General features: G+C 36.2%; 4 protein-coding genes. 3 read left to right on the forward strand and 1 reads right to left on the reverse strand.

Annotated features, from left to right (window positions below):
- Window positions 1-299 precede the first annotated feature (299 nt).
- Window positions 300-782: a regulatory protein RecX gene (locus tag LPB248_RS12220; RefSeq protein ID WP_177211688.1), complete on the reverse strand. Its 483-nt coding sequence runs from the start codon at window positions 780-782 to the stop codon at window positions 300-302.
- Window positions 783-1,166: 384 nt separating this feature from the next.
- Here LPB248_RS12220 and LPB248_RS12225 point away from each other — a divergent pair, with 384 nt between their 5' ends.
- From LPB248_RS12225 to LPB248_RS12235, 3 genes are all read left to right on the forward strand, one after another.
- A complete protein-coding gene (locus LPB248_RS12225) occupies window positions 1,167-7,106 on the forward strand; it encodes a GEVED domain-containing protein (protein ID WP_177211689.1) in 5,940 nt (1,979 codons plus the stop codon).
- 151 nt (window positions 7,107-7,257) lie between these two features.
- On the forward strand, window positions 7,258-11,100 hold the full coding sequence (locus LPB248_RS12230; RefSeq protein ID WP_177211690.1) for a T9SS sorting signal type C domain-containing protein: 3,843 nt from the start codon (window positions 7,258-7,260) through the stop codon (window positions 11,098-11,100).
- Window positions 11,101-11,544: 444 nt separating this feature from the next.
- Window positions 11,545-17,235, forward strand: a complete 5,691-nt coding sequence (locus LPB248_RS12235) for a T9SS sorting signal type C domain-containing protein (protein ID WP_177211691.1) — start codon at window positions 11,545-11,547, stop codon at window positions 17,233-17,235.
- The last annotated feature ends 24 nt before the right edge of the window (window positions 17,236-17,259 follow it).

The raw sequence follows: 17,259 nt of genomic DNA on the forward strand, positions 1-17,259 counted from the left end.
TAATCGATGAATTGGTAAAATAGTCGATGAAGTGCATTAAAAATTTTAATGTTCGATAAGTATTCTTATAAAAGCCAGTAAAAAATTATAAGAATAATCGCAAGAAAAGGCATTTTTTAAGACTGTTTTTTGAGATTTTAGACTAGAAAACGTCAGATTTGGTATAAAATCTTCAAAAAGAGAATAATTTATAACCAAAAGTTGTTGAGGGTTGTGTAGGTAATTTAAGATATTTTAAAAGGAAAATTAAAAGGATTTGAAAAATAGAAAAGGTGGCTTCTTTAAAGTATTAAGATAAATTAGTTTTCTTCTAATTCTTTAGCTTTTTCATAGACCAGATTGCTTTCGTAACCTCTACGAAGCATATAGTCGCAGAACTTTTTGCGTTTCTTAAGTTGATTGGTTTCCGAAATACTATTCCAGCATCTTTCCGATAGATTCTCGAAGGTTTCAAAATATTCTTCTGCAGAAATTTCTTTTAAAGCCAGAGTAATATTTGTTGATGAAATGTTTCTTGCTTTCAATTCGTTGGTGATTCTAATTTTTCCCCAATGTTTGATTCGGTGTTTACCTCTCGCAAAGCTGCAGGCAAAACGAGTTTCGTTTAAAAAATTACCTTCTATAAGCTGTACGATAATACTGTCAATCTCTTCTGTAGTCATTTTCAGGCTGTATAATTTAGCTGTTACCTCGTCATGGCAACGCTCTTGATAAGCACAAAAATGTTCTAATTTTTGTAAAGCTTCTTTGAGAGTAAAAGTGTTTTTCGTCGGCTTTTTCATGCATTTTAACGTTTAAATTGATTTGTGCTCAATTAGTTATAAAAAAATTCTAAAATTTGTTAATATATTATCAAAAGAAATAAATTATAACCTTGTGTATTAGGCTAATTTAAATATTTTTGTACGGAATTTTAACAGTTTTCATATTCTGGTAAAAGTCAAAAATTTAACATTTAGTTTCCATTAAAATACCAAAATGAACATTTTATTTTTTCTGAAAGTATAATGCCATTTTTTGCTTTGTAGCAAACCAAAAACAAATTTAAAATAAATACCTACTAACATATGATGAGAAAATTACTTTACTCGTTTTTATTTTTTATTTCTGCTAAATCTTTACCCCAAAGATTGTTTACCCCAAATTTAAAATTACTTTGTGTTGGGATGTTTTTTGTAGGTTTTTTTGTTAATGCGGCGACATATTATTCTCGTGTAACAAATGGTAATTGGAATTCAGCTTCAACTTGGTCTTCGACACCAACTGGAGGGGCGGGGACAACTATCCCTGGAGTTAATGATACAGTTTTTATTCAAAACGGACATACTATTACCGTTAACGGAGTGGCACAATGTTCGTCAATTACTTTTACTGGTGCAAGTGCAACCTTGACTGTAAATGCAACTTTGACTGTCGGCGGGGTAATAACTTTGAATTCAGCTACAGCAAATAATACAGTTGCCACAATTGGAGGGACAAGTTCATTAACCTGTAATTCTATACAAGTTGGTACCGCTGCAGGAAATTTTCCAAGTGGAACTAGAACTACTATTTTAACTTCCACGATATCAAATCTTAATATATCCGGTAATCTTATAATTTCAAGTTTTATAGGTAATAACACGTCGAGAATATTAAACTCAACTTTTAATTTGACAAGCGGAACGACTAATATTGATGGGCAGATTGTGACAGAAAATCAAGATAATGCAAATAATACTACTTTTTCTATGATTAGTACACCACAATCAGGTACACTTTTGTTAAGCAATGCAACTCCGTTCAATTTAGGTGGTACTGGAAATACGATTAGTTTAAATGGAACCACTGCAACCGTAAATTACGATGGAACTAATCAAACAATAATTGGGGGGACTAATATCGCTTATAGAAATTTAACGATTTCTGGGAGTGGTGAAAAAACTGCAAATGGAAATTTAACGGTTAACGGAACATTAACTACTACTAGTGGAACTACCTTAAATATGGCTACCAATCAATTGTTAGGGACGCCTACGACAATTACTAACAATGGGCTTATAAGAACACAAAATACTAGTACTACACCAATTCCGGTGGGTTTATCTTGGGGCGGAACAGTACAATATGATGGTGCAAATCAAACCATTTCTCGAGGGACTTATAATAATCTTACTATTTCAGGAAGCGGTGAAAAAGCAGCAGGTGGGAATTTAATAGTTAATGGAAATTTAACTACGATTGTTGGTACTACTTTGAATATGGTTACGAATCAATTATCAGGTACATTGACAACGATTGCGAATGGAGGAATAATACGAACACAGTCAACAAATGCGACACCAATCCCAACAGGAAAAACTTGGGGAGGTACTGTTCAATATGATCGAAATGATAATTCAGCCCAAACAGTTTCACAAGGTATATACAATAATCTTGCAATTTCGGGAAGCGGATCAAAAACAGCTTCTGGTAATCTTACTGTTAATAATGATTTTACTTTATCAGGAGGTACTTTTGTAGCTAACAATGGAACAAGTTATGTGCATAATATTTTAGGTAATTACATTCAAACAGGAGGTATTTTTGATTTTAATGCTGGTACTTCTGGAGTAAGCAACGTTAATATAGCAGGAAATTTTACAAATACGGCAGGAGCAGGATCTATAACAACAGTTGGGGTAGTCCAAAATGGAATTTTTAATTTTAATAAGAACGGTATACAAACATTAACTATGCCAACCAGCGATGCCGCAATTTGGGTTAAGTATAATGTGAATGCGGGGAGTACTTTAAAATTGGCCTCAGATTTTTCATTAAGTACAGCTTTTGCTAGTGATACTGATCTTTGGATGGGAGAACTTAATGTGAGTGGAACAATTGATTTTGGAACCTTTAAGGTTATTGGATCAGGAGGAAGAGGAAATACAGGAACTGCAAAATTTATATTGAATTCTGGAGCATCTTTAATTACTGCGAATGCTGGCGGTATAGATGGATCTGTGCCCGTTGCTACTACGATGATACGTTCTTTTAGTTCAGGAGCAAATTATACTTTTAATGGAACAGTCGCACAGGTAACGAGTACAGGAATGCCTGCAACTGTAAATAATCTTACAATAAACAATACACATGCTTCAGGAGTGACTTTAAGTCAGGCCACTACAGCTTCAGGAAATATAACAATTGGTACAGGAAGTGCATTGGATGTTTCTGCATCTAATTTTGCTGTCATAGTTGGTGGAAATTTTGCAAGTAGTGGAAATTATATACCAAGATTAGGAACAGTAACCTTAAATGGTTCGGGAGCTCAATCTTTTAATGTTTCGAATTTTAATAATCTAACATTATCAGGAAGTGGAACTAAAAGTTTTACTGGAACCACAACTGTAGGAGGTGCATTAATTATAAATCCGGGAGTTAATGCTAACCTAGGAAATGGACAAACACATACAGCAAATACCCTTACTTTGGGAACAACTCAAGCTTTGCCTAGTACTTGGGGAAATACAGTTTCTCCTGCTTTAAGAAAAGATGACTCTTTTTTTACCGCTACAACAGGAATTATAAGAGTGGCATCAAGTACATGTACCAATTTTTCGTCTGTTGCACAGATTACTAGTGTTTCTTTGAATAATACAGTAAGAACAAGTTCAGGAACAGGCAGTTTTGAAGATCTTATTTCGCCAACCTTAACAACTGTAGTTAAGGGGCAAAGTTATGCTCTGACGGTAACAGGAAATACATTAAGTGACCAGAATGGATATTATTCTGTGTTTTTTGATTGGAATAATGATGGTGTTTTTGCTTCGTCAGAATATTCTCAAATTGGTTCAATAAGAAATTCAAATGGTGCCGATGGTAAGAGCGCTTCTTTATATGTTACAATTCCATCAGGTTCAGGATCAGTAGCAGGGACTGTAAAAATGCGTATTATTGGCCGTATAGGAGATTATAATAATACAGCATGTGCAATCGGTGGTACAGGACAAATAGAAGATTATACTATTTCAATTCAAGAAACATGTAGTGGTAATTTTACGCCAGGACAAACGAATACTTCGGCAGCTTCAGTATGTCCAAATACCCCTTTTACATTATCTATTTCAAACACGATACAAGATGGGGCTACTTATACTTGGCAAACATCACCAAATGGATCTGATTCATGGACTAATGCTGTGCCTGCGCCAAGCAGTTTCTTTGGAAAAGAAACGTTTGATACACCAAATTCTGATGCAGGTGTTTATGGGGCAGCAGTTATAACAGGTGGACAATTAGTGTTGACTCCTGCAATTAATAGTCAATATGGGGCTTACGTTGTTAAAAAAACACCTGGTTCAAATATTGATGCATTTAGTGTAAATTTTGATTATCAAATTCCTCCTGGTGGAGGAGCTGATGGTTTCAGTTTGAGTTATGCAGATGACGTGCAAGAAGATGCTGCTGGAGGAGAAAGTGGCTCAGGATCGGGATTAATTGTTGAATTTGATACATATGATAATGATGGCGATATTGCAGGACAAGGAAGTCGTATCAGAATTAAATATGCTGGGACCACTCTTTATAATTCAAGCATTAATGCCCCAAGCTTACGACCTACAACAGGAGATACACCTGTTTTATTAAGAGTAGATGCAAAAGGCAAATTAACATTGACAATAAACAATAGTGTAGTAGTTTCAAATTTAGCGTTACCTGCAGGTTATCTATCAAGCAATAAATCACTTTGGAGATTTAAGTTTGCGGCTAGAACCGGCGGAATAAATGATAAACAGATAATAGATAATTTATTAATTAATTATCTGGATATTACAGCTTCAGGACCAACATTTACAACCACTCAAACGACTAAGACGTACTATCGTGTCGGGGTTTCTTGTGGTTCATCTTTACCGAATTATTCACAAGCTGTAATGGTAGATATGATTTCGGCAACAATCAGCGCAATGACAGCGACGGCTTGTTCAGCGGTAGCTTTTTCATCGGAGCCACTTGATGGAACAAATGGAACAATTCCAGCAAATACAAAATATACTTGGACAACACCATCTATGCCTACGGGATTGACAGGCGGAGCAGGAAATACTGTGGCATCATCTACTATAACAGGAACATTAACAAATACTACATCAACAGCTCAAACGGCAATTTATACAGTTACTCCAATTACAGGAAGCTGTACAGGAGTGCCTTTCACGTTGACAGTTACAGTAAACCCAATACCAACTGCCCCATCAACTTCACAGACCAATGTGTCTTGTGGTACTTTAGGAAGTATAACATTAACTAATTTGCCAACAGGAGACTGGAAAGTTTATCTAAATGATCAGTCAGGAGCGCATCAATATTCTCGTCAAAATGCAGAAACTGACTTGACTATTCATGATTTACCAGTAGGAACATATAATTTTACTGTTGAAGATATTGCTTCAACTTGTATCTCAAGTGTGGCATCTGTGCAGATAATAGACATTAGTACAAATACAACATGGAACGGCTCGGCATGGTCAAATGGTGTACCAGATGGAAGCAAAAGTGTTACAATTTCTTCAGTTTTGCCAAATCAGCCATTTCCTGAACCAGTACCTTCATCTCCAATTAGTTTTACAGCTTGTTCTTTAACCGTTAGCGCTACAGATGGAGATGTAATTATTCCATCCGAAATGACTTTAACCGTTACAAACGGTATAACAAGTAATGGTAAATTGGTATTTGAAAGTGGTTCAAGTTTATTACAAGGAGCAAATGCCATAAATTCAGGCAATATTTCTTATAAAAGAAAAGTTGATTTGACCCGCTACGATGTAGTTTATTGGGCATCACCAGTAACGGATGTAAATATGACCATGGCTAAATTTTCTCCAAACACTTTGTGGGATAAATACCATTATTGGGACGCTGCTAACGGACAATGGGTTCTTAATAGCTTCGGTACAAAAGTTATGAAAGAGGCAGAAGGATATAGTATCAGAGCTCCACAAAATTTTGACTTAACCAACCCAAGCACATTTGAAGGTATATTTGTTGGCGAGCCAAACAATGGAGATGTATCAGTTCCTGTATTACAAAATAAATTAAACTTGATAGGTAATCCTTACCCTTCTCCAATAAGCGCAAAAGAGTTGATGCTTGACAATAAAACCGAATTAGGGTCATTATATTTTTGGTCACACAATTCGCCTCCACAAATTATTCCAGGAACTAATACTTTTCAGTACATAAGTTCAGATTTTGTGGTTTTTAATGGAGTAGGTTCTACAAGAGTAAATGATGATCCTGCTACAGAATTTAAAGGTTTCATTGGGGCAGGACAAGCTTTTTTTACAATATCGCCTGCAGGTGCAACAGCAATTAAATTTAATAATAATCTTCGTAAAGGAAGCTCGGAGAATACACAATTTTATAAACCAGCAGAAGCCAGTAAAACTGAAAGTAACCGTCTTTGGCTGAATATTGCAAACTCACAAGGCGCTTTTAAACAGATATTAATTGGATATGTTGAAGGAGCAACTAACGGTATAGATTTGAGTTATGACGCTACGACAAGGGGAGGTACTGCTTATATTGATTTTTATAGTATCAGTGAATCTAGAAAATTAACGATTCAAGGTCGTGCACTTCCTTTTGATAACACAGATGTAGTTCCTTTAGGTTATAAGAGTGGTGTTGATGATAAAGGTGACCGTAACTTTACGATTTCTATTGATCATGCAGACGGATTTTTTGCTACCCAACCTGTATACTTAGAAGATAAAGCTCTAGGTAAAATAATAGATTTGCGAAAAGAGAATTATACTTTCTTCAGTTTAGCAGGAAGCAATACAACTCGTTTTTCGATTCGTTATACAAATAAAACCTTAGGGACAGATGATTTTGAAAATCTTGAGAATACGGTTTTGGTTTCAGTGAAAGACAAAGCAGTAAATATTACATCATCTAAAGAAACGATTAAAGAAGTAAATGTTTATAACATTGGAGCGCAGTTGTTATATAGCAATAATAAAGTGAATGCTTCAGACTTGCAAATTAAAAACTTGCATTCTAGTGATCAAGTATTATTGGTGAAAATAACCTTAGAAAACGGACATACCTTTACTAAAAAAGTTATTTTTTCTAATCTGTAAATAATATAACGTCAATATTTAAAAGTCCATTCTTTTATGAATGGGCTTTTTTTTTGTACTTAAAATATCCCTAAATCTTGGTATTGTGCGTATTGTTTCAACTTTGTAATTTTAGCTTAATTCTTATAAAATTAACTTTAATTATACTGTTTTGATTAGAAATTTATTTTATTCTTTAATTCTACTTTTACTCATTCCTAGTTCAAATCTTTTTGCACAACAGGGTAAAGTTGATCGCACTTTTAATGCATTTGATGATGGACAAAACGGAGATGGTTTTGACGGTGCTGTACGGACCCTTCTTTTACAAAAAAATGGAAGCTTGATTGTTGGAGGTGATTACCTCAGTTTAAACGGATTCCCAGTCTCTTATCTTACGCGTTTAAATCCTAACGGATCTATTGATGAAAGTTTTAATACAGGTACAGGTTTTAATGGCAAAATTTACGCGTCATATTTACAGCCAGACGGTAAAATTATCTTAGGAGGAAATTTTACAATGTATAACGGAATTAATGCGGGAAGACTTATTCGCCTCAATCCTGATGGATCTTATGACCCCACTTTTAATACTACGGTAGGAGCCACAACAGGAATTGTCTATGACATTACAATGCAGTCAGATGGGAAAATAATAATTGTTGGAAGCTTTTCAAAATATACAAATACAACAGTGAATCGAGTGGCTCGTTTGTTTTCAAACGGAACACTCGATTCTTCATTTTTGACTGGTTCTGGTTCAACTTTAAATATTACTCATGTTAAGATAGCAGATGATGAAAAAGTCATTCTTACGGGTAATTTTATCACGTTTAATGGAATTTCGGCAAATAGAATTGTACGCTTAAATAGTAATGGCAGTTTCGATTTTACTTTTAATTGCGGAGATGGGTTTAATGATGATGTTAACGCCATCGCATTGCAATCTGATGGAAAAATCGTGTTAGGAGGAAACTTTACCTCATTCAATAATACTGTAGCCAATCGTCTTGTTCGATTAAATGTAGATGGTACAAAAGACGAAAGTTTTCAAACAGGATCAGGTTTTAGTAAAGAAGGTGTTCAAATCTTAAAAATAGATTTAAACGGAGATTTAATGGTAGGAGGATCTTTTACAGGTTTATACAATAGCAACGATGTTAATAGACTAGTTTTTCTAAATCCAGATGGAACCGTAAAGTCAAATTTTGATATTGGCTCTGGGCCTGCTTCTGCATCTGTTTTATGTTTAGAATTTGATGAAGAAGGTTCTTGGTTTGTTGGAGGATCTTTTTATGTGTTTAATGGACTAAATCAAGGTAGACTGGCTAAAATTAATAACGAAGGCGAACATGATATCGGTTATTTGTCATCAGGAATAGGTTTTGAAAATTCTGTTTTGAGTCTTTTGCCTCTTCCAAATCAAAAAACAATGGTTGGAGGTAATTTTAATAAATTCAATGGCGTACCAGTTTCAAGAATAACGTGTCTTTTAGAAGATGGTTCCCTTGATCCATCCTTTAATGCTGGAAAATCTGGCGCAAATAACTTAGTAAAAACAATAGTATTACAGACTGACGGAAAAGTAATTATTGGCGGAAATTTTACAAAGTATAATGATATAAACAGCAACAGGATTGTTAGAATTTTATCTAATGGAGAAATTGATAATTCATTTAATAGCGGAGACGGTTTTAATTCTCAAGTCTATGCGTTGGCAATTCAGAATGACCAAAAAATAATTGTTGCAGGTGCATTCACAAAATACAATGGCACAAGTTTGAATAGGATTGTAAGACTTCTTCCAGATGGATCAAAAGACACCAGTTTTAATATTGGTTTGGGAGCCGATGGAACTATTGAAGCAATAGTGATACAATCTGATGGAAAAATCCTTCTTGGCGGGCATTTTAAAACTTTTAATACACAGTCTTTTTCTGGCTTAGTTCGTCTAAATTCTGATGGAAGTATTGATTCTAGTTTTAATATTCAAAATGGTTTTGATAAATATGTTTATGCATTGGCACTTCAATCTAATAACAAGATTATTGTTGGAGGAACATTTTTGACGTTTAATGGTATTCCTGAAAAAAGAATAGTTCGGTTAAATAGTGATGGAAGCCTTGACACGACATTTGAATCTGGAACTGGTTTTAGTAAAGGAGATGTCCGTTCAATTTTAGTACAGCCAGATGACCGAATTTTGGTTGGAGGAGCTTTTTCGGGAACATACAATAATACGGTATCTTCTAGACTTATTAGGTTGATGCCTTCTGGAGTTTTTGATAATTCCTTTACTGCGCCTTTGAATAACACTCTGTTTGATATGAAGTTTAGTGAAGATTATAAACTAGTTATTGGAGGTAATTTTAATTCAATAGCAGGTATTTCAAAACATAGAATTGCTCGTTTAAAACTTTGTGTAAATACTACAGTTTGGAATGGGAAGATATGGTCAAACGGTCCGCCTTCAGTAGGAAAAGATGTGTATTTTAAACAGGATTTCCCGCAACTAACCACTACTGCTATTTGCGGCTGCAATATTGATCAAGGTAAGACTGTGACCTTGTTAGAAAAAAATACTCTCGAAGTAGAGTTTGCATATACTGGTTCTGGAACTTTAGTCTTAGAAGATTCAGCAAGTTTATATCAGTCAGATGATGATATGGTAAATACAGGAATTATTCATTTAATAAGAAAAACAAAACCGGTAATCCGTTACGATATGACCTATTGGTCTTCGCCTGTTGATAAGCAAACAATGAAAGATTTTTCACCAGATACTCTTGGAGATAAATACTATTGGCATGACCCAATTTCTAACTGGATAATAGATTTTAATGGAACCATGGATATGGTTCCTGGGCAAGGTTACTGTATTAGAGCTCCACAAAATTATTCAATTACTGATCGTACAATATTTGAGGGAACTTTTAAAGGAATTCCGAACAATGGTAAAGTAGATGCTGAGTTTAAAGTAGTGAACAGCCTTTATCTCATAGGAAACCCATATCCTTCGGCTATAAATGCAGATCTTTTTATAAAAAACAATTCTTCAAAAATACAAGGTGCTCTTTATTTTTGGACGCATAATACACCTCCTTCGAATGGCAAATATTCAGCAGATGACTGCGTAGTATATAATCTTTTAGGTGGTGTTGGAATAAGTTCTTCTTTAAATTCAGCAAACTATACTACAACCCCAGATGGTACAATAGCTTCTGGACAAGGTTTTTTTGTACGAAGTAAAGCAGTAGGTTTTATTGAGTTTAACAATAATATGAGAATCAAAGCTCGTAATAGTTCTTTTTTTAGACCTAGTTCTCAAAGTGAACTCAAAAATGAGAAGTTTCGATTTTGGCTTAATCTCCATAATGGGAAAAATGCCTTAAAACAGATTTTATTGGGTTATGACAAAGAAGCTTCTAACTCTCTAGACTATTATGATGCAGTATCTCTCAGTTCAAGCCAAGAAATTGATTTTTACAGCATTGTAGAGAATAAAAAACTGGTAATTCAAGGAAGAGCAATGCCATGGACAGAAAGTGATTCTATTAATTTGGGATATAAAACCACTGCTAAAACGACTTTGAATTTAGAGATTGACCATCAAGATCCATTATTTGAAGGAATCAGTATTTTTTTAGTGGATAGAATATTAAATAAATGCCATAATCTTTCCGAAAGTCCATATCAATTTGATTCCGAAGCTGGAACTTTTAACAATCGGTTTTCAATAATTTATGCAAATAAAACTTTAGGGAATACAACTTTTGAAGACAGTTCTAAGGGAATTTTATTATCTGTTAAGAATCATACGATAAATATTGAATCGTTCGATGAAAGAATCAATGAGGTTATAATTTTTGATATTTCTGGAAATGAATTATATAAAAAGAATAAACTTCAAAGTAAAAAAATAGCAATTCAAGATTTGTTCTCTTCACACCAAGTTTTATTAGTTAAAGTTATTTTTGAAAATGGTAAATCCGTCTCCAAGAAAGTGGTTTTTTAAAAGAAATAGTAAATAATATATGGTAAATCCTCCACTATGTAAAAAGCGGAGGTTTTTTTGTTGTAACTATTTTAAAATAAGTGAGTTAGTTAAAAATTAACAGTTTTTTCCTATTTTATATATTTTCTGTCGTAAATGTGTTAAAAGTAAGAGGTTAGCATTGTAATGGTAATTTTAATGTAAATAAAATCGTACCTTGTTTAAGGTTTTAATCGATTAAACACAAATTAATCCGATTAAATACTATTTCCTTATAAGCCTTTTCTAATATATTTTTTTCTTAAAAAGCGCAAGCTTTAAAACGGTCATTTTATCAGCCTTCAATTAATTGTGACTCTATAAAAGCATAGCCTAAAATATGCTTTAAACTATTAAACCTCCCAGATTTCGCAATTAATCTTTTTTGAGTTTGAATTTATTTTTCAATTACTAAAATGCCACAAGATGAAAAAAGATTTACTTATTGTGCTGAGTTTCTTCAGCTTTTCAACTTTAGTAACTTATATTAGAAAAACCTTAGAATTTAGTTGGAAATTTAAAATCATATGGGTTGTGGTTTTATCATTTTTTTATACAACTTCGGAAGCGCAAACTTTAGCGCATCCGTTGACGACTAGTAATCCGTCTTTTCCTCTTCCTGCTGGTATGGACGAAGTTACTGTTGAGGCTTGGGGAGCAGGAGGAGCAGGAGGAGCGGCTAAAGTGACGCCTTTAATAGGAAGAAGCGGCGGCGGCGGCGGCGGCGGAGCTTACGCAAAAGGAACAATCGTTACAACAGGGGTATCAAATTTGAATGTAGTGGTCGCGCCAACTACCGCGGGAGGAACTGCTAATGGAGCTTTAGGAGGAGCATCATTCATAACAGGATTTACAAGTTTTTTTAATGCGCCAGGTGGTCAGGGAGGAAATGCTAATATTGCAACCAATTCAACTCCAACTGGGGGAACCGGAGGTACGGGAGCTATTGGAAATTTAGCAACGGCATCGGGGGCAAATGGTACAAATGGAAGTAGTGCAGCATTAAGCGCGCTTCTCTCTACAGGCGGTGGTGGTAATGGAGCTAATTTTGGTTCAGGAGGAGGATCGGGAGGAGCAGTACAGACTTCTGTAATATTAACAGACTTGCCAGGAACTAATGGAGGAACTAATGGAGGTGGAGGTGGAGGAGCTATGAGTTCTAATACTTTACAAAATGGAGGAAGTGGTGCTAGAGGTTACGTTAATATTACTTATACTTGTAAACCTTATAGTTTTACTGGGATATCGGCACCAAATGTTTGCACGACGACAGGGACAACTTCACAAGTACAGCTGACAGGCACACCAGCGACACTACCGGCAGGCACATATACTGTAACTTATAATAGAAGCAGTCCAGCTTTTACAGGTTTAACAGCAACAATGACAGTAATAACGCCAGGATCAGGAAGTTTTACTGCAGTTGGATTGAATGTTTTAGGAACTAGTACAATAACAGTCACTTCGTTAACTTCCGTAGATTGTACTTCTACAATTTCTACGAATAATTTTGTAAATGTTATAGTGGGAGCACAGCCAACATTAACCTTGAGTGCCACGCCAGCAGTATGTGTAAGTTCTAATCTGCAAAGTACGACGTTGCCATATAGTGGTGCCACTAATTCACCTTCCACTTATAGCATCACTTGGAATGCAAGTCCAACGAATAGTTTTTTGCCAGTTTCAAATGTGGCTTTAACAGCAAGTCCAATTAATATTCAAGTACCTGCTAATACTGTGGCAGGTACATATACTGGAAATTTAACAGTAGCAAATACGGCAGGATGTATATCACCTGTGTATAGTTTTACCGTTACAGTAAATCCGTTACCGGCAATTACATTAGGTAGTATTGCTGGAGTATGTACAAGTGCGGCTGTACAAAATGTAACATTGCCTTATACAGCTCCTGCCAATTCACCAACGACTTATAGCATAACTTGGAACGCGAGTCCTACCAATAATTTTTTGGCAGTTACAGATGTAAGTTTAAGCTCCAGTCCAATAAGTATTGCCGTTCCAGCAGGAACAGCAGCTGGAACTTATACGGGAACCTTAACGGTAAAAAATGCGAATGGCTGTGTTTCTACTCCAAGCAACTTTACAGTAACCGTCAGCCCATTGCCGGCAATCACGCTTGGAATCGCAAGTTCGGTTTGTTTTAATGCTGCAGCCCAGACTTCTAATTTAAGCTATAGCGCTCCAGCCAATTCACCAGCTTCTTACAGCATTGTCTGGAATGCGAGCCCTGCGAATAGTTTTTTGGCAGTTACAGATGCAAGTTTAACAGCCAGTCCAATAAGTATTGCCGTTCCAGCAGGAACAGCTGCGGGAACTTATACGGGAACCTTAACGGTAAAAAATGCAAATGGATGTATTTCGGCACCAAGTAACTTTACAGTAACCGTCAACCCATTGCCGGCAATCACGCTTGGAACTGCAAGTTCGGTTTGTTTTAATGCTGCAGCCCAGACTTCTAATTTAAGCTATAGCGCTCCAGCCAATTCACCAACTTCTTACAGCATTGTCTGGAATGCGAGCCCTACAAATAATTTTTTGGCAGTTACAGATGCAAGTTTAAGCTCCAGTCCAATAAGTATTGCCGTTCCCGCTGGAACAGCTGCGGGAACTTATACTGGAACCTTAACGGTAAAAAATGCAAATGGATGTATTTCTACTCCAAGCAACTTTACAGTAACCGTCAATCCATTGCCAGCAATCACGCTTGGAACTGCTAGCGCGGTTTGTTTTAATGCTTCAGCCCAGACCTCTAATTTAAGCTATAGCGCTCCGGCCAATTCGCCAGCTTCTTACAGCATTGTCTGGAATGCGAGCCCTACAAATAATTTTTTGGCAGTTACAGATGCAAGTTTAAGCTCCAGTCCAATAAGTATTGCCGTTCCCGCTGGAACGGCTGCGGGAACTTATACTGGAACCTTAACGGTAAAAAATGCAAATGGATGTATTTCTACTCCAAGCAACTTTACAGTAACCGTCAACCCATTGCCGGCAATCACGCTTGGAACTGCAAGTTCGGTTTGTTTTAATGCTTCAGCTCAGACTTCTAATTTAAGCTATAGCGCTCCGGCCAATTCACCAGCTTCTTATAGCATTGTCTGGAACGCGAGCCCTGCGAATAATTTTTTGGCAGTTGCAGATGCAAGTTTAACCGCCAGTCCAATAAGTATTGCCGTTCCAGCAGGAACAGCTGCGGGAACTTATACGGGAACCTTAACGGTAAAAAATGCGAATGGCTGTGTTTCTACTCCAAGCAACTTTACAGTAACCGTCAATCCATTGCCGGCAATCACGCTTGGAACTGCTAGCGCGGTTTGTTTTAATGCTGCAGCTCAGACGTCTAATTTAAGCTATAGCGCTCCTGCCAATTCACCAACGACTTATAGTATTACATGGAACGCGAGTCCTACCAATAATTTTTTGGCAGTTGCAGATGCAAGTTTAACGGCCAGTCCAATAAGTATTGCCGTTCCAGCGGGAACAGCTGCGGGAACTTATACAGGAACCTTAACGGTAAAAAATGCGAATGGATGTATTTCGGCACCAAGCAATTTTACAGTAACCGTCAACCCATTGCCGGCAATCACGCTTGGAACTGCAAGTTCGGTTTGTTTTAACACTGCAGCCCAGACCTCTAATTTAAGCTATAGCGCTCCGGCCAATTCACCAGCTTCTTATAGCATTGTCTGGAACGCGAGCCCTGCGAATAGTTTTTTAGCAGTTACAGATGCAAGTTTAAGCTCCAGTCCAATAAGTATTGCCGTTCCAGCAGGAACAGCAGCGGGAACTTATACGGGAACTTTAACGGTAAAAAATGCGAACGGATGTGTTTCTACTCCAAGTAATTTTACAGTAATCGTTAATTCATCTCCAACAATTACAACATCAGGAGTATTTACTCCGGTTTGTCAGAGTTCATTGGCGCAGACTACTACATTAAATTATAATTCAACAACAGGATCTCCAACGAATTATGCAATTGACTGGGTTGTTTTAACCGATCAAGGCACAACACCATTTCCTTTTAGTTCGGGATCAGGAGAAATTGTCAATATAAATGTTCCAGCAAATACCGTAGCAGGAACTTATAATGGAGTAATGATAATTACAACTTCTAATGGATGCTCAGTAAGTCAGGCAGTTTCTTTAACCGTAAATCCGGTTGTAACTGCACCCACAGCTTCTGTTACTCAACTTCCAACTTGTGTAAATAATACAGGGGTGATAACGGTAACTTCTCCAGCTTCAGGAACTGGATATACTTATAGTATCGATGGAGTAGATTTTAGTAATACTTCGGGAGTATTTACAGGTTTATCTTCGGGAGGTTATAATGTGCAAGTAAAAAATAGTACATCAGGATGCGAATCACAACCAACACTCGTCACAATAAATGCTTTTGTGACTAAAGCATGGAATGGAAGTGTTGATGCCAATTGGGGAAATCCCGCTAACTGGACACCAACAGGAGTTCCTATTGCAACAGATTGTATAGATATTCCAGATGTGGGTATTGATCCGATAATTTCTGGAACAAATGGAAGCTTTTTTGCTAGCAGATTAACGATTGAGAATAATGGTTCTTTGATTGTGCAAAGTACCAATACAATTACAGTAACCAATGAAGTGAATGTGTTAGGGAATGGAGTTTTTGTCTTTGAAAACAATTCAAGTTTGGTGCAAGTTTCAGATGTGACGAATTCTGGAAATATTACCTATAAAAGAAATACAACTCCTGTAAGACGTTATGATGTTACCTATTGGTCTTCTCCAGTAACCCGTGATCCAGCATTTACATTGCATGACTTATCTCCGAATACACTGTGGGATAAATTTCATAGATATGATTCATCAGTTGGATGGATAGTAATTGAGAATGGGGCAGGAGAAATGGTTAAAGGAAATGCTTATAGTATTAGAGCTCCTCAACCTTATGATTTGAATAATGCTCAAATTTTTGGTGGAGAATTCGTTGGTGTACCAAATAATGGAACTATTTCAGGACCAGCCGCTGTAGCTGGAAAATTAGTTTTTCTAGGAAATCCATATCCTTCAGCAATTTATGCGGATCAATTTATTCATGACAATGCAGATCGTTTGTACGGGACATTGTATTTTTGGACACATAATAGCCTTCCTACTCTGATACCAGGCAGTAATACCTTTACTTACAGCAGCACTGATTTTGCCTATTACAATTTATCAGGACAGGTAGATGTAGGACAAATGGAAGGAACAGGGGCATCGTCTCCAGGAAATCAAGTTCCACCAGCAGGATATATTGCTTCAGGGCAAGGTTTTTTTGCAAAATCTTTAACGGGGCAGAGTGTTGTCTATACAAATTCGATGAGGGTTCCTAGTCTTAATAGCCAGTTTTTTAAATCTAAAGCGGCTACTGATGAAGAAAAACATCGTGTCTGGTTGAATTTGACAAATACACAAGGAGCATTTAAGCAATTGCTTATCGGGTATATAACTGGCGCCACTAACTCGTGGGATAATAGTTACGATGCAACGACTATGAACGCTAATCCATTTCTTGATTTTTATAGTATAAATGAAGGTAAAAAACTTGTTATCCAAGGAAGAGCTGTACCTTTTGTTGTTTCCGATACGATACCCTTAGGATATAAATCGACAATTCCAGAAGGTAATTTTACAATGTCGATAGATCATACAGATGGGAATTTAAGTACTCAGGATATTTACCTGCAAGACAATGTAACAAAGACTATTCACAATCTTAAAACGGGTAGTTATACCTTTACATCGGCACCAGGAACTTTCCTTAATCGTTTTGTATTACGATATACAAATAAGGATGATAAACCGCTTGGTAATGAGGAATTTGATAATGAGAATCAGCAGATACTTGTTTCTGTTAAAGATAAAAATATCAAACTGCAATCTATTTCAGAACAGGACAATCTCCAAGAAGCTGCTATTTATGATACAGGAGGTACATTATTATACCTTAAAAAACAAATTGGAAACAAAGAATGGCTTATAACAAACTTTCAATCGGGACCTCAAGTTTTGTTTGTAAAAATGACTTTAGATAGCGGAAAGATTGTCACAAGAAAAATAGTATTCCAATAAAATTAAAAAAAGCGGTTGAGTTTC

Origin of the sequence: Flavobacterium sp. LPB0248 (assembly GCF_013388355.1) — a bacterium.
GTDB lineage: Bacteria > Bacteroidota > Bacteroidia > Flavobacteriales > Flavobacteriaceae > Flavobacterium.